This is a genomic window from Bacillus cereus group sp. MYBK195-1 (assembly GCF_051916605.1).
GTDB lineage: Bacteria > Bacillota > Bacilli > Bacillales > Bacillaceae_G > Bacillus_A > Bacillus_A cereus.
Map to the genome: position 1 here is coordinate 207,869 of NZ_JBQAGZ010000004.1, position 19,282 is coordinate 227,150.

Sequence of the window (19,282 nt, forward strand, 5' to 3'; positions counted from 1 at the left end):
TCATAGCGACTAATTAATTGTACAAATCATATTTATAATTTTTGTGCCTTTTCCGACGGAAACTATTTAGGGGGATAAATTTATGAAAGTTAATAAAGTTGAGAAAATCTATCCATTGTCAAATATGCAAAAGGGGATACTGTTTCATGCTATTGAAGATAAAAATTCAGATGCATATTTTGAACAAATTATATTAGATATAAAAGGTTATGTAGATGAAACTATTTTTGAGGAAAGTTTCAACGAGATTATGAAACGGCACGAAGTGTTAAGAGCATCATTTAATTATAAATTGGACGAGCCATTACATGTAATATTAAGGGATAGAAAAATTAAGTTTAGCTACAATGATGTAAGTAATTTAGATTTAAACACTAAAGATTTATATGTGGAAAAATATATAGTAGATGATAAGGTGAAGGGCTTTGACCTAACAAAAGAAACCCTTATGAGAATTTGTTTGATCAAAACAAATGATAACTCATATAAAGTAATTTGGAGCTTTCATCATATATTACTTGATGGTTGGTGTATTGGGATTATATTAGATGAGTTATTTACTATCTATTCACATAAAATGAAAGGTGAAGAGCATCAATTAGAAGATCCTAGACCCTATAGTGATTATATAAATTGGCTAAATAATCAGGATAATGAAGAAGGATTGAAGTATTGGAGTAAGTATCTGGAGGAGTATGAGTTAACTGCTACCCTCCCTAAATTTAATAACTCTAGTGCTGGAAAGTATCAGAGAAGAGAAAAAGTGATAGAGTTTTCAAAAGAGTTAACTGATAAGATTACACAACTGGCAAATAAAAATAACGTCACCTTAAATACAGTGATGCAGAGTATTTGGGGGCTTATTCTAGCGAAGTATAACAATAGTGAGGATGTTGTTTTTGGAACAGTTGTCTCAGGCAGAGATGCAGCTGTAGAAGGTATAGAGAATATGTTAGGTTTATTTATAAATACAATACCAACTAGAATAAAGTTGCAAAGTGAAAAATCATTTAAAGAAGTTTTAAAAGCAACTCAACATGATGCAATAGAGGGTAATGATTATAATTATATTAATTTAGCCGAAGTTCAAGCTCTTAGCAACTTAAAAAGTAATCTTATTGATCATATATTAGTATTTGAAAATTATGCTATTGATGAAAAAGGATTGGAAGAAAAGGAAAGTGGATTAGGGTTCGAAGTTGTATCTGTAACCGACGAAGAGAGAAGTAATTATAGCCTAAGCCTTACTGTAGGAATAGGAGAGAAATTGAAACTAACAATTGTATATGATGAAAATGTATATGAAGAAAGACTAATCAATAATCTAGAGTGTCATATTCAAAATGTAACGAAGCAAGTTATCGAAAATGATGCTAAGAAATTGATCGATATAGATTTAATTTCAGAAGAGGAAAGAAACATCCTTCTTTATAAATTTAATGAAACAACCGTTGAATATCCTAAAGATAAGTTGATACATCAATTGTTTGAGGAACAGGTTGAGAAGACACCTGACCGTGTGGCAGTTAGCTTTAAAAGTAATAACCTAACTTATAGGGAATTAAATGAAAAATCAAATCAAATAGCTAGACTACTGCGAGAAAAAGGTGTTCAATCAAACACAATTGTAGGAATCATGGTCGACCGTTCTTTAGAAATGATTATAGGAATTATGGGGATTTTAAAATCCGGAGCGGCTTATTTACCAATTGATCCTGAGACTCCTAAAGAGAGAATTGACTACATGTTACAAGATAGTAATGTGAAATTTTTATTGACTCAAGATAGATGTATAAGTCAACTTAATTTGAATGTGGAGTTAATTAATTTAGATCAAGAGAATTTTTTAAGGCTAAGTACAGATAATTTGAATTTGATAAATCATTCAAGTGATACAGCTTATATCATTTATACTTCAGGATCAACAGGAACACCAAAAGGAGTAGTTATTCCGCATTATAGTGCAATTAGAGTAGTTAAGAATACAAATTATATTGAAATTAATGAGAATGATACGATACTACAACTTTCGAATTATGCTTTTGATGGGTCTATATTTGATATTTATGGTGCGCTTCTAAATGGTGCAAAGTTAATAATGGTTGAGAAGGACACTGTATTAAGTCTTGTTAAACTAGCTAAGTTAATAAAGGAAGAACAAATAAGTATTATGTTTATTACCACAGCTTTATTTAATGCGCTTGTAGATTTAGAAATAGATTGTTTAGATAAAATAAGAAAAATATTATTCGGTGGTGAAAGAGTTTCAGTTTCACATGTGAACAAAGCCCTTGAGAAATTGGGCAAAGATAAAATTATTCATGTTTATGGTCCAACTGAAAGCACGGTATATGCTACTTATTATTTTGTTAATGAAGTAACTGAGGTTATCCCAATAGGAAAACCGTTAGCAAATACTTCGGTTTTTGTAGTAGATAAAAATTCTAACCTGCTTCCATTTGGTGTGCCTGGAGAACTATGTATTTCTGGAGACGGATTAAGTAAAGGGTATTTAAATAACGAGAGATTAACAGTTCAGAAATTCGTTCCAAATCCGTTCATTCTAGGAGAGAGAATGTATCGAACAGGAGACCTTGTGAGAATGCTACCTGATGGAAATATTGAGTTTTTAGGAAGAATTGACCATCAAGTGAAAATTCGTGGTTTCAGGATTGAACTGGGTGAGATAGAGAGTCAACTTCTAAAACATAAGGAAGTAAAAGAAGCTGTTGTTATCGCAAGAGAAGATAGTAATAATCATCAATATTTATGTGCGTACTTTACTTCCGAATCATCGAAGGGCGAGACTAGGGTTCAAGAAATTCGAAAGTTTTTGGCAAAAGAGTTACCAGAGTATATGATTCCTGCTTTTTTTGTTCAGCTAGACAAGCTACCACTTACTACAAATGGGAAAGTGGATCGAAAGGCTTTACCAAGTCCTGATGGAAGTTCGGTTGCAGGAGTAGTAGAGTATGAGGCGCCAAGGAATACAGTCGAAGAAAAGCTGGTATCCATTTGGCAAGATATTTTAGATATAGAAAACATAGGAATTCAACACAACTTTTTTGAAATTGGAGGCCATTCACTGAAAGCGACTACGATGGTTTCTAGAATCCATAAGGAACTTATGGTGGAGCTACCTTTACGACAAATCTTCCAAACACCTACTATAAAAGGAATTGGAGAATATATTGACTCTACGAAAGAAAGTGTATATGCATCGATCAAAAAAGTAGAAGAACAGGATTATTATCCGCTCTCATCTGCCCAAAGAAGACTCTACATTTTAAACAAAATAGAGGGTAGCGGAGTATCTTATAATATGCCTTTCGCTATGAAAATAAAAGGTGATTTGGATGTTCATCAGCTTGAGAATGCATTCTATAAACTAATCGAAAGACATGAGGCCTTAAGAACTTCTTTCGTAATGGTAGATGGTGAACCAGTTCAAAAGATTGAAAAAGAGATAGATTTCCAAGTGACGTATAGAGAAATGGGTACCAATAAGCTAGATGATATGATTAATGGATTTGTTAAACCGTTTGATTTGGAGAAAGGTCCTCTTTTACGGGTTGAAATTATACATGTCACAGATGATGAGCACGTGATGGTCCTAGATATGCACCATATCATTTCAGATGGAGTTTCAATGAACATTTTAAATAGAGAGCTCTGTAAACTGTATGAAGGGAAAGAGTTATCCCCATTGGACCTACAGTATAAAGATTATGCAGTATGGCAAAAAGACTTGTTTACTCAAGAGGAAATGAAGAAGCAAGAAGAATATTGGATAAATGTTTTTAAAGAAGAAGTACCTATTTTAAATATGCCAACAGATTATAAAAGGCCGCCGACACAAAGTGTTGAAGGGGCTCGAAGAAGTTTTGAAATAGATAGTGAGTTGACAAAGAACCTTAATAGAATTGCAAAAGAAAATGGGGTTACCATGTATATGCTTCTGTTAGCTGGATATACAACTTTACTTTCAAGATATACGGGTCAAGATGATATTGTGGTAGGATCTCCAATTGCAGGAAGAAGCCATCATGATTTTAAAAATATTGTCGGAATGTTTGTGAATACCCTTGCGATGAGAAATTATCCAAATGAAGATAAAACATTTCGTAATTATTTAAGAGAAGTAAAAGAAAATGCATTAAAGGCTTATGAAAATCAAGATTATCCTTTGGATGAACTGGTTGAAAAGCTGGACTTACAAAGAGATATGAGTAGAAGTGCATTATTTGATACGATGTTTGTGCTACAAAACTTAGATACCTCTAATGAAGAGATTAAAGGGTTAAGTTTTGAAACATATGATAGTGAACTTAATATAGCAAATTTTGATTTAACATTATCAGCAGTAGAAACTAATAACATCATAAAATTTGATTTAGAATATTGTACAAAATTGTTTAAGAAAGAGACAATAGCTAAAATATCAGAGCACTTTGTTAGTATTTTAAGAGAAATTACTAATAATCAGGAAGTTTGTTTAGGTCAAATAGATATGCTTTCGGGAGAAGAAAAGCACATTCTTTTGAATGAATTTAATGAAACTTATATGGATTATCCAAAGAATAAAACCATTTATCAATTATTTGAGGAGCAGGTAGAGAGAACTCCAAACAAGGTTGCCGTAGAATTTGAGGGGCAACAAGTTACTTATAAGGAGCTAAATGAAAAATCCAATCAAGTAGCTAGAGTACTTTATGATAAGGGTGTTCATCCAGAAATGATTGTAGGAATTATGGTGGAACGTTCTTTAGATATGATTGTCGGTATCATGGGTATATTAAAATCAGGGGCAGCGTATTTACCAATAGACCCTGAATATCCTGAAGAGCGAATTAAATATATGGTAGAAGATAGTAACGCAAAATTCGTATTAACGCAGACTCATTTATACGATAAACTTCATTTTATCAATAATGAATGTATAACTAAAATCTCAATTAATGATGAAACAATAAAAAATCAAGAGCAAATTAATATGGAAAGGCGTAATAATAGAAATGATTTAGCCTATGTCATTTATACGTCTGGTTCCACGGGTTTACCAAAAGGGGTGTTAGTGGAACATCATTCCTTAGTCAATTTATGTAATTGGTATGTAGATTTTCATAAAATAACAGAAAGAGATCGAATTACAAACTATTTGAAAGTCTCATTTGATGCATCTATTGGAGAAATTTTCCCTTGTTTAATCACCGGAGCTACTTTGCACGTTTTAGGCAAAGATATGAGGCTTGATCTAGATAAATTAAATGAATATATGAATAGTAAAGACATAACAGTTGCAACATTCCCATCTAAGGTAAGTGAACAATTTATATTACAAGATAATCATTCTTTAAGAATGTTAGTATCCGGTGGCGAAAAGTTAATTTTAAATAAGAATACTCGCTATCAACTTGTAAATGCCTACGGTCCAACCGAAAATACAGTAGTAACTACAAGTTTCTTAATGAATAACAATGATGATAATATTCCAATTGGAAAACCGGTGTATAATACTAAAGTTTATATAATAAATAAGTATAATCAGCTTTGTCCAATTGGAGTAACAGGAGAGTTATGTATATCTGGAGTTGGATTGGCAAGAGGTTATTTAAATAATCCAGCCTTAACTGCCGAGAAATTTGTGGGAAATCCTTTCGTCAGTGGAGAAAAAATGTATCGTACAGGTGATCTTGTAAGATGGATGCCTGATGGAAATGTTGAATTCATAGGAAGAATTGACCATCAAGTAAAAATACGTGGGTATAGAATAGAACTTGGTGAAATAGAGAGCCAGTTGTTAAAACATCAAGATATAAAAGAGGTCGTAGTAGTAGCAAAAGAGGATAAGAAAAATCATACGTATATAAGTGCTTATATTGTGTCTGAAAAAGCAATATCTTCAGCCAAGATAAGAGAATTTTTAGAAAAGGAACTTCCTGATTACATGATTCCCTCTTATTTTGTTCAACTTGACCAGTTACCACTTACATCAAACGATAAAGTGGATCGAAAAGCACTTCCAGAGCCAGATAGAAGTAGTCAATCAGGGGTAGAATATGAGGCGCCAAGAAATGAAGTTGAAACACATCTTGTTGAGATTTGGAGGGATATCCTAGGCATAGAGGATATAGGGATAAATCATCATTTCTTTGTATCAGGTGGAGATTCTATTAAGGCTCTGCAAATTGTGTCCAGGTTGTCTAGAATAAATCTTAAGTTAGAAGTGAAAGATCTATTTGCAAACCCTAAAATTAAAGATCTTAGTAAGTATGTAAAAAAGCAAAACAAACGGTTAAAACCTTATGAAATAGTTACAGGAGAAGTAATATTATCTCCAATTCAAAAATGGTATTTTGAGAAAAATAAAGAAGAACTAGATCATTTTAATCAATCATTTATGCTGTTTAGGGAAGATGGATTTGATCAAAAGAGAATAGAGAGAGTCTTTAATAAGATATTAGAGCAGCATGATGCCCTTAGAATGATTTATAGAGAAAATGATGGAGAGATCATTCAGTATAATAGAGGCTATAAGGATAATCTCTTTGATTTATACGTTCATGATGTTGAGGGAGTAGAGAATAAGGAAGAGAAAATATATGAATTAGCGACAAATATCCAAAAGAAATCTTCCATCAAAAATGGTAAACTCGTTAATCTTTGTTTATTTAAAACGAATCAAGGTGATCATCTGCTTATTACCATTCATCATCTTGTAGTAGATGGAGTATCATGGAGAATAATATTAGAAGATTTTGAAACTCTATATTCTCAGGATTTAAGAGGTGAGAAGTTAGACGTTGGATTCAAGACTGAATCCTTTAAAGAATTTTCCTCTAAGCTGAGGGAGTATGCTAGTAGCAATAAATTATTAAAGGAAAAAGAGTATTGGCAAGAGATAGCAAATACTGAGGTTGCATTTATACCTAGAAAAAAAGAGCTCAAAAGTGACACATTCGAAAATAGTAAAACAGTTAGTATTTCTTTAAATAAGGAAAAGACTATAAGTTTATTAAGAAAATCCAATAGGGCATACAATACAGAAATAAATGATATATTGTTAACTTCCTTATTATTAGGTGCTAGAGAGATAACAAGTGAAAATTGTATAAAAATAAATATGGAGGGACATGGAAGAGAAGATATCTTAGAAAATGTAGATATTAGTAGGACTGTAGGTTGGTTTACAACTATGTATCCAGTACTTATAGATTTAGGCAATGAGACCGATCTTGCTACTAATATAAAAATGGTAAAAGAAACTTTAAGGAAAATTCCTAACAAGGGAATCGGATTTGGAATACTAAAATATTTATCAAAAGAGAAGTATCTATTAAATGAACAAAAAGCACCAATTTCATTTAACTATTTAGGTGAAATGGATAATGATGTTAACAGAAATGAATTTTCTGAATCAAAATTTTCTTATGGGGAAACAATTGGAGGAAAGATTTCAAGAAATAATTCGATAGAAATCAATTCGATAATTATTAATAATGAATTGGTTATAAATACTACCTTTAATGAGCTAGAGTTTGATGAACTAACAATCAGGAAATTAAATGATAAGTTTAAAGAAAGTCTTGAAACTATAATTGATCATTGTGTTAGTCAAATAGAGGTGGAAAAAACGCCTTATGACTATGGGGATACTAAATTAACTCTAAGTGAACTTAAGGATATTAAAGAAAAGTATAAAGATTTCGAAATTGAAAAGATTTACCCGTTAGCAAATATGCAAAAAGGAATGCTGTTCCATGCTTTGGAAAACAAAAATTCAAAAGCATATTTTGAACAAACTGTCATGGATATAACAGGATACGTTGATGTAGAGATATTAAAAACAAGTTTTAATAAAATCATGCAAAGATACGAAATACTAAGAGCATCATTTGAATATGAAATAGTTGAGGAGCCTAGACAAATAATAATAGCGGATAGAGAAATAGGTTTTCAATATTGCGATATAAGTGAAAGAGGAACTATAGAAAAAGAGTTATTCATAAAAAATTATAGAGAAGAAGATACAGAAAAGGGATTTAACTTAAGTAAAGATACTTTAATGAGAGTATGTTTGATTAGAACAGATGAAAACTTATATAAATTGGTATGGAGTCATCACCATATTTTATTGGACGGTTGGTGTCTTGGAATCGTATTAGGTGAGTTATTCACTGTATATGGAAAATTAATAAATGGTGAAGAATATGAGTTAGAAGAAACGAAACCTTATAGCGATTATATAAAATGGCTGGAAGAGCAAGATAAAGAAGAAGGTAAAAGTTATTGGGAGCAATATTTAGATGGTTATGAAGAGAAAGCGCAAATACCAAAATTACAGATTACTAAGAATAATAGTGAGTATTTAAGAAGAGAAAAAGTAATTGAATTTTCGAACGAACTAACAAATAAGATTACACAGCTTGCTAATAGGAATAGCGTAACCTTTAATACAGTATTCCAGAGTATTTGGGGTATTATTTTGGCGAAGTATAATAATACAGACGAAGTAGTATTTGGAACTATTGTATCGGGAAGGGAAGCACCAGTAGACGGAATTGAAAAGATGATTGGTTTATTTATTAATGCCATTCCAACTAGAATAAACCTTGGAAAGAATCAGAAGTTTAAAGAGGTTTTAACGGTTGTACAGAGTGAAGCTATAGCTAGCAATAATTATAACTATATGAATTTAGCTGAAGTTCAAGCAATGAGTAAATTAAAGAATGATCTTATTGATCATATAATTGTGTTTGAGAACTATGCTGTTGATAAACGTATTGCTGGAAATGAAAAAATGGATATAGGTTTTGAGGTAGAAGATATACATGCAGAAGAGCAGAGCAATTATAGTTTTAGTATTGCTGCAACTCCAGGTGAGAAGTTAAATTTAGTTTTAACTTATGATGGCAATATTTATGATGACAAAATAATAGATAATATCGAAATGCACATTAAAAAAGTAACTGAACAAGTGATTGCAGATGAGAATAAGAAAATAAATGAAATAGACATAATTTCAGAAGAAGAAAGAACAACTTTATTGTATGAATTTAATGATACAAAAGTAGATTATCCAAAAGAGAAGACGATACATCAATTGTTCCAAGAACAGGTAGAAAGGACACCTGAAAATATTGCAGTTGTGTTTGAAAATCAACAATTGACTTATTGGGAACTTAACGAAAAATCTAATCAAATCGCTACTCTGCTAAGAGAAAAAGGTGTGAAATCTAATACTGTGGTTGGTATTATGGTTGAACGTTCGATTGAAATGATAGTTGGTATGATGGCGATATTAAAAGCCGGGGGAGCATACCTTCCAATTGATCCTGAGTATCCAGAGGATAGAAGAAGATATATGTTAGAAGACAGTGGTATAGAAATATTGTTAAAACAAGAAAATAAACATGTAGATTATGATTTAACTTGTATTGATATAAATGTACAAAAGATTAAGGATAGATTTACAGAAAACTTGCCTAGTCTAAATAAGTCCTCTGACATGGCTTATATAATATACACTTCAGGTTCAACAGGAAAACCAAAGGGTGTTATGGTGAATCATAAATCTATTCTCAATACGTTATGTTGGAGAATAGAATCATATCAATATAGTGAAAGTGATATTACGTTGCAGATGCCTTCTTTCTCTTTTGACAGCTCTGTTGAAGATATTTTTACTACTTTGCTTTCTGGAGGTAAATTAATTTTAATAGAAGATATAAGAATGAATTTCAGTAAATTTATAAATATTATTCAAAATAATAAAGTAACTAATTTGTTAGCTGTTCCAAGCTATTATAATAATCTATTAAACACTATTGATAAGCCTTTAGTAGATTTGAGATTTGTGACAATTGCAGGTGAAGGTTTTAATGAAAATCTAATTACAAAACATTTTCAGAAAATGCCTCACGTAAAATTGTTTAATGAATATGGTCCAACAGAAAATAGTGTTTGTTCTACAATATGTGAATTAAAACAGGAAGATCAGAAGGTACTTATTGGTAAACCAATAAGTAATAACAGGGTTTATATCCTTGATATGGAAAATAATTTATTGCCATTAGGAGTTGCAGGTGAACTTTGTGTAAGTGGGGAAGGTTTGGCACGTGGTTATTTAAACAGACCAGAGCTCACAGCGGAGAAGTTTGTTCCAAATCCATTCATTCCAGGGGAAAGGATGTACCGGACAGGAGATCTTGCAAGGTTATTGCCTAATGGGAATATCGAATTTTTAGGTAGAATTGACCATCAAGTGAAAATTCGAGGTTTCAGGATTGAACTAGGTGAGGTAGAGAATCAACTTTTGAAACAGAAAGAGATTAAAGAAGCCGTTGTCATCGCAAGAGAGGATAATAATGGTCAACCATATTTATGTGCTTATTTTACGTCTGAAACACGTAAGAAAGAATCCATATTACAAGAAATTCGGAAGGTTTTGGCGCAAGAGCTTCCAGAGTATATGATTCCTGCGTTTTTCGTTCAGTTGGATAAACTGCCACTTACAGCAAATGGAAAAGTGGACCGAAAGGCCTTACCAGAACCTGATGAAAGTGCAGTTGTGGGAGTAGAGTATGAGGCACCAAGGAATGAAGTCGAAGAAAGACTTGTATCCATTTGGCAGGAAATTTTAGGAGTGGAAAAAATCGGTATCAACCAGCACTTTTTTGAAGTAGGAGGTCATTCTCTTAAAGCAACTACGATGGTTTCTAAAATCCATAAGGAACTTATGGTGGAGATACCTTTACGACAAATCTTCCAAACACCTACTATAAAAGGGATTGGAGAATTTATTGACTCTACAAAAGAAAGTGTATATGCATCGATCAAAAAAGTAGAAGAACAAGATTATTATCCACTTTCATCTGCACAAAAAAGACTCTATATTTTAAACAAAATAGAGGGTAGCGGAGTATCTTACAATATACCGTTCGCCATGAAGATAAAAGGTGATTTGGATGTTCAGCAACTTGAGAAGGCTTTCCATAAATTAATCGAAAGACATGAAGCTTTAAGAACTTCTTTTGTAATGGTAGATGGTGAACCAGTTCAAAAGATTGAAAAAGACATAGATTTCCAAGTGATGTATAGAGAAATGGGTACCAATAAGCTAGATGATATGATCAATGGATTTGTTAAACCGTTTGATTTGGAGAAGGCTCCTCTTTTACGGGTTGAAATCATACATGTTACAGATGATGAGCACGTGATGGTATTAGATATGCACCATATTATATCAGATGGTGTATCAATGGGGATCTTTACACAGGAATTAGCTGAGTTATACAACGGGAAAGAATTATCTCCATTAAGCATTCAATATAAAGATTATTCTGTATGGCAAAGAGAATTGTTTACTCAAGAAGAAATGAAAAAACAAGAAGAGTATTGGATGCATGTATTTAAAGAAGAAGTACCAGTACTAAATATGCCGACAGATTATAAAAGACCGCCAATTCAAAGTACAGAAGGTGACCTTGTACATTTTGAAATCGATAGTGACATATATGTTAATCTTAAGAAGATGGCGAAGGAACATGGTGTGACGCTGTATATGCTTCTGTTAGCGGGATACACAACACTGCTTTCAAAATATACGGGGCAAGAGGAAATCGTAGTGGGATCTCCAATCGCAGGAAGACCTCATGATGATTTGAAACAGATTATGGGTATTTTTGTTAATACTCTTGCAATGAGAAATTATCCAAAACGAGACGTTTCATTCCAAGATTATTTAAAAGAAGTTAAAGAGAATGCTTTAAAAGCCTATGAAAATCAGGATTATCCATTTGATGAATTAGTTGAAAAATTAGATTTAAAGAGAGATATGAGCAGAAGTGCTTTGTTTGATACAATGCTCGTCTTACAAAACTTTGACTATGATGATTTTGAAATACAAGGTTTAACTTTCTCACCATATCAAATGAAGGCGCATGTTTCTAAATTTGATTTAACACTTACCGCTGTTGAAGAAGAGCGTAGTATCAAATGTGTATTAAATTACAGAACTAAATTATTTAAGAAGGAAACTGTAGAAAGATTAGCTAAACATTTAATCCAGGTTTTTAAAGAAATTATTGAGAAGCCAGAACAAAGCATTCAGGATATTATGTTGCTTTCAGAAGAAGAAGTGCAGATGCTATTGCAGGATGATAAAGATACAAAAGCTGATTATCCGAAAGATAAAACAATTTCACAATTATTTGAGGAACAGGTGAAACGAACACCTCACCATGTAGCCGTGATATTTAAAAATCAGAAACTTACGTATCTGGAACTGAATGAAAGAGCGAATCAAATGGCAAGGTTGCTTCAAGAAAAAGGAGCAAAGCCAGGGATAACAGTAGGTATGTTAGTGGAAGAATCTCTTGAAATGATTATTGGAATTATGGCCGTATTAAAAGCAGGAGCGACTTACTTACCAATAGATCCTGAACAACTGGATAAAAGAACGAATGTCATTTTAAAGGATAGTAATGCTAGCCTATTGATAGTAAAAGGAGAAAGGAAAGAAACTCTCCAATTTAATGGAGAAATAATCTCCATGGAAGATGATTCTATAAAAGAGAGAGATACATCAAATTTATTAGTCAATTATAAATGGAATCATAATGCGTATATCATCTATACATCAGGTTCGACTGGTACACCTAAAGGTGTATGTGTTCAGCACAACAACGTTGTAAACTATATGACTTGGTTTACAAAGGAAGCGAATCTAAAAGAAACAGATAAGGCAATGTTAGTATCTTCCTATGCATTTGACTTGGGCTATACAAGTCTATATTCATCACTTTTAAATGGATGTGAACTGCATCTCGTTACAAAAGAAGTATATACTAATGCTCAGAAGGCATTACAGTATATAGAAGAACAAGGGATTTCTTATTTGAAATTAACACCGTCTCTCTTTAACGTCTTGGTAAATGATCCGAGTTTCTCAAATAATCAGAGCTGTAAAACTTTGAGATTAGTCGTGTTAGGTGGAGAGAAAATCAATCCAATAGATGTTGAAAAATTCTATAAACATTACCCAAATCATGCGGTAATGAATCACTATGGACCTACAGAGGCGACAATTGGTTCGGTATATCAAGTTATTGAATATGATACAATGGCAGCTTTCAAAGAATGCCCTGTGATTGGAAGACCAATTCAGAATATGAAGGCTTACGTAGTGGATCAACAAATGAAACTTGTCCCAGAAGGTATTTATGGTGAATTATGCTTATCAGGAGATGGCGTAGCAAGTGGATATTTAAACAGAGCAGATTTGACAGAAGAAAAATTTGTTCAAAATCCGTTTGAACCAAATAAAAAAATGTATCGGACAGGGGATCTTGCTCGAAGACTATCAGATGGTAGAATTGAGCTTGCAGGTAGGATTGACGGTCAAGTGAAAATAAGAGGTTATCGAATTGAAACAGAAGAGATTAAGCGTCATTTAGTTAAACACGAACAAATTAAAGAAGCATTCGTGATTGATCGAGAAGGTCAGGACGGAAGAAGATATCTATGTGCATATATTACGTCCCAGAGGGACCTATCATTTGAAGAATTAAGAGCGTACTTAAAAGTAGAAATCCCTGAATACATGATTCCATCTTATTTTGTTCAGATGGAGCGTATTCCACTTACGGGAAATGGAAAAGTAGACGAAAAAGCCTTACCAGAGCCAGATGTGAGTAAGGGAGTAGATTATGAAAAACCAAGAAATCAGGTAGAAGAAAAACTTGTGAAGGTATGGGAAGATATATTAGGAGTCAAGCCAATTGGGATTAGCCATAACTTTTTTGCTTCGGGTGGAGATTCTATTAAAGCTTTACAAATTATCTCACGTTTATCACGAGAAGGTATCACGTTAGAGATGAAAGATCTATTTACCTATCCGGAAATCAAGTTTTTAAGCAACTATGTCAATATTGAGACAATACAAGAAGGCTCTTATGAAATTGAAACAGGAGATGTGTTGCTCACTCCAATTCAAAAAGCGTATTTTATGAATGGAAAAGAAGAAGTAAATCATTATAATCATGCAGTTATGTTGTATAGGAAAGATGGATTCCGTGAGGAAATGATAAAAGAAGTTATGGAAGCAATTTTTGTACATCATGACGCATTACGAATGATTTATAAAGAGGAGAATAATGAAGTACTTCAATTCAATCGAGAAGTGGAAAAAAATCAATTTGGTTTTAATGTTTATGAAGTTTCGAGAGAAGATAATCCAGATGTGAAAATTCAAGAACTTGCGACAATATTACAGAAGAAAATTGATATACAAGAAGGACCTCTTGTAAATGTAGCACAGTTTAAGACGAATGTTGGAGACCATCTGTTACTTATTATTCATCACCTTGTGGTGGATGGAATCTCTTGGAGAATCCTATTTGAAGATTTTGTACTTGGATACAGCCAGCTAATGAAAGGCGAGCCAATAGCGTTTTATCCAAAAACGACTTCTTATAAAGAGTATGCTACTCAGCTCAACGAGTATGCTAAGAGTGCAAAAATCCTTAGAGAAAAGCAATATTGGGTGAACACATTAAAGGATAATGTTAACTTTTTAGAGAAAAAAGAGGAAGTTGGACTATTCCGATATGAGGATAGTGATACTTTTAGTACCGCTCTCGGAATAGAGGAAACAAGCCGATTGTTAAGAGAAACAAATCAAGCATATCATACTGAAATCAATGATTTACTGATTAGTGCTCTTTTAATAGCTACAAGGAGAGTAACTGGTGAAAATAAAATTAGGATTAGTCTAGAGGGCCATGGTAGAGAACGGATTATAAAAAATGTAGATATTAGCCGAACAGTTGGATGGTTTACAACCAAATATCCTGTATACATCAATTTAGGAGATGAAAAGGACCTTTCAATGACTATTAAAACAGTGAAAGAGTCTCTTAGAAGAATTCCGAATAAGGGAATAGGCTATGGGGTTTTAAAACAATTGAGTGGAGATCCAGATTTATGGAATATTGAACAGCCACCTATTTTGTTTAATTACTTAGGTCAAATGGATACAGATCTCAATAATACAATTTTTTCTTCTTCTTGGATATCGGCAGGAGAGTCGATTGGAGGTAAACATACAAGAGAAACACCTATAGAAATGAATGCTATTGTCTTAGATGGAAAGCTCACTATTGATACGACTTATAATACAAAAGTATATGCAGAGGATGTCGTAGTGGAGTTTACAGAAGCTTTCAAGGCTGCTCTTCTTGATGTAATCCATCATTGCATTTCTAAGGAACAGGCTGAAAAAACACCATTTGACTATGGAGACAAAGAATTAAGCTTCGAACAACTAGAGGAAATCAAGGCGAAAAATAGGTGGGGAGAAATAGAAAAGATTTATCCATTAGCTAATATGCAACAGGGTATGCTATTCCATGCATTAGAAGATCCACAATCAGGTGCATACTTTGAACAACTTGTCATTGATGTCAAAGGGTTTATTGATGTCAACTTATTCGAGGAAAGCTTGAACGATATTATGAAAAGACATGAAATCCTTCGGACAGCAATTGAATATGAAATTACAGAACAACCAAAAAATGTAATTATAAAAGGTCGAAAGATTGGCTTTAGATACCGAGATATTAGACAGCAAGGAATAGATCAGCAAAAAGAAAGTATAACAACCTACATTGAACAAGATCGAGAAAAAGGTTTTGATTTTAGTAAAGATGTCTTAATTAGACTGGAACTTATTCAAACTGATGATAAGGCTTATACAATTATATGGAGTAATCATCACATCTTGTTCGATGGATGGGGCAGAGGTATTATTTTGGGAGAATTGTTCCATATCTATGGAAACAAACAAGTAGGACAGTATCCTAATTTAGAAGAGCCAAGACCATATAGTGATTATATTAGATGGTTAGGAGAACAGGAAAAAGAAGAGGGAATTCAATATTGGAAACAATATTTAGCAGGATATCAAAAACCCGCGAAAGTTCCATCGTTCAAAATTGATAGTACAAGAGAGTACCATGGACAAGAGACGCTCATTGAATTTTCAAGGGAACTTACGAAAAAAATGACTGAATTGGCTTATCAAAATAATGTTACGTTAAACACTGTGCTACAAACTTTATGGGGGATTATTTTAGCCAAGTATAATCATACAGACGATGTTGTATTCGGTTCTGTCGTTTCTGGTAGAGATGCCAAAGTAGCTGGAATTGAAAAAATGGTTGGATTATTCATTAATGCAATTCCAACGAGAATTAATATAAAAGAACAGAAGAGCTTTAAAAATATTTTAAAAGAGGTACAGCAACAAGCAATAGAAAGCCAAGCATACAACTATATGAATCTTTCAGATATACAGTCTCTTAGTGATTTAAAAAGGGATTTAATTGATCATGTAATGATTTTTGAGAATTATGCACTTGATGAACGTTTACTTCAGGAAGAAGAAAGTAAGAGTAGTTTCGTGTTTAAGGATATTAAAGGGATTGAACAAACCAACTATGGATTTACAATAGTTGTCGTTCCAGGTGAACAGCTTGTTCTCAAAATATCATATGATGGAAATCTCTATTCAGAAAAACTCATCCAGAACATAGCAAATCATCTGAAAAATGTTACGGACCAAGTTGTGCAGGATGAACATAAAAATGTGAATCAATTAGAAATCCTTTCAAAAGAAGAAAAGCATTATTTCTTGAATGAGTTTAATGAAACAAAGGCAGAGTATCCAAAAGAAAAAACAATTCATCGCTTATTTGAAGAACAGGTAGAACGGACTCCAAATAAGGTAGCTGTGGTATTTGATAAGCAGCAACTTACTTATAAAGAACTTAATGAAAAATCTAACCAAATAGCTAGGATACTCCAGAATAAAGGAGTTCAACCAGACACAGTTGTAGGTATCATGCTTGAACGTTCTCTAGAGATGATTATAGGAATTATGGGGATTTTAAAATCTGGAGCAGCATATTTACCAATAGATCCTGAATATCCTGAAGAACGAATTAAGTATATAGTAGAAGATAGTGGAACAAATATAATACTTACAAAAGGTAAAGATGCAGTGAGGTTAAGCAAAGAAATAGTATTTTTAGATGAAGAGTATAATCATTATTCTACTGAAAATATAAAAGTAACAAGTAATACTAACAATCTAGCTTATATGATTTATACTTCGGGTTCTACAGGTATGCCAAAGGGAACTATGCTTAAGCAACGAGGCCTAGTCAATTATATAACATGGGCAAATAAGGAATATGTCAAAGGAGAGGCCTTAGATTTTGCCTTATATTCATCTTTCTCATTTGACCTTACAATTACATCATTATTCACACCATTAATTTCTGGAAATAAAATAGTTATTTACAATAATGATGGGGATGAACCAATTATAAGAAAAATCTTTAAGGATAATAGAGTAGGTATAGTAAAATTGACACCATCCCATTTAAGATTGATAAGAGATATTGATAACAGCAATTCAAGTATAAAACGATTAATAGTGGGTGGAGAAGATTTAAAGACTGAGTTAGCAAGAGAGATTTCAAAAAGTTTCAATCATAATGTTGAAATCTATAATGAGTATGGTCCAACAGAAACAACAATTGGCTGTATGATTTATAAATATAGCCTTAATGACGATAAACACATATCGGTACCTATTGGGAAGCCAATTGATAATGTTCAAATTTATATATTGGATGATAATCAAAATATATTACCAGTAGGAATAGAAGGAGAACTTTATATAAGTGGAGATGGTGTTGCTGCAGGTTATTTAAATAGACCTGAATTGACAGCAGAAAAATTTATATCAAATCCATATGTACCTGGAGCAAAGATGTATCGAACAGGGGATCTTGCAAGATGGTTGCCTAGTGGAAATATCGAATTTATAGGGAGAACTGACCATCAAGTAAAAATTCGTGGTTATAGAATTGAATTAGGAGAAATAGAGAATCAAATTCTAAAATTAGATAATATAAAAGAAACAAAAGTTGTTGCAAGAATAGACGGTGAGAATAGTCAGTATCTTTGTGCATATGTTGTTTTAGAGAATAAAGAAAAAGCAATTACTGTTACAGAGATGCGAAGATATTTATCAAAAGAACTTCCAAATTATATGATACCGGCATTTTTTACACAGCTTAAGGAATTGCCGTTGACAACAAATGGTAAAATAGATATAAATTCATTACCAGCACCAGATGGAAATGTCAAATATGAATTAGAATACGAACCACCAAGAAATGATTTAGAAGAAAAAATTGTTAGAATATGGGAAGAAATTTTAAATATCAAAAAAATAGGTATGAATACTAATTTATTTGATATCGGAGCGAACTCTTTAAACGTTATGACATTTGTTTCAAGGATAGTTGCAGAGTTAAACTTTAGAGTACCGTTTAAAGATGTATTTGATAAACCTACAGTCCGAAGTTTTTCAGCGTTCTTAGAAGGCGCAAAAGAAATGTTAAAGGATTATACAGAGGATTGTATTCAACTTAGTAGCTCAACAAGCACCAATAAAAAACTATTTTGTTTCCCACCTGCTGCTTCAATAGGAATAGCATATATGGGGCTAGCAAAGCATATTGAGTCATATTCGGTTTACAGTTTTAATTTTATTAAATCTGAAAATAGAATTGCACAATATGTTAAAATAATAAAAGATATTCAATCAGAAGGACCGTACACATTAGTGGGATATTCAGCTGGTGGAATTCTTGCCTTCGATGTGGCGAAAGAATTGAATAGACAAGGTTTAGAAGTAGAAAATCTTATTCTTATTGATTCAAAATACCGTACGATTGTAGAACAGAATCTTTATACAGAGGAAGAGTGTAAGAGAGAGCTTCATGAAAAATTCAATCTGAAAAAATATAAAGATTTAGAGAAATTAGCTAGTGATTATTTGATAGAATTAATTATGAAGTCTTATATGTATGTACAGAGTACAACAACAAATGGTAGTATTGATGGAAATATAAGTTATATAAAATCAGTAAAAGAAAAAGAAGATGAAAATAATTTACTGTGGGAGAATGCTACTACGAAGAATTTCAGGATAATTCAAGGGTACGGAACTCATATGGAAATGTTATCAAATTCAAAGCTAGATATTCTTAAAAAGAATGCTAATATAATAAACGACATATTGGCGTTTGAAACAGTTTAATTTTTGAGAATTGGCATTTCTTTAAAGAAATGCCAATTTTCTTATTTTAATGACTTGTAAATTAAAGAGAATAAGCACAATAATTTTGGACATGTATAATAGAAA

1 protein-coding gene is annotated in these 19,282 nt (G+C 32.4%); it reads left to right on the plus strand.

Going from position 1 to position 19,282, the window contains the following annotated elements; all coding sequences use genetic code 11:
* Positions 1-82 precede the first annotated feature (82 nt).
* Entirely contained in the window at positions 83-19,177 is a 19,095-nt protein-coding gene (locus ACTFRY_RS19490; RefSeq protein WP_440032405.1) for a non-ribosomal peptide synthase/polyketide synthase, read from the plus strand.
* Positions 19,178-19,282 lie beyond the last annotated feature (105 nt).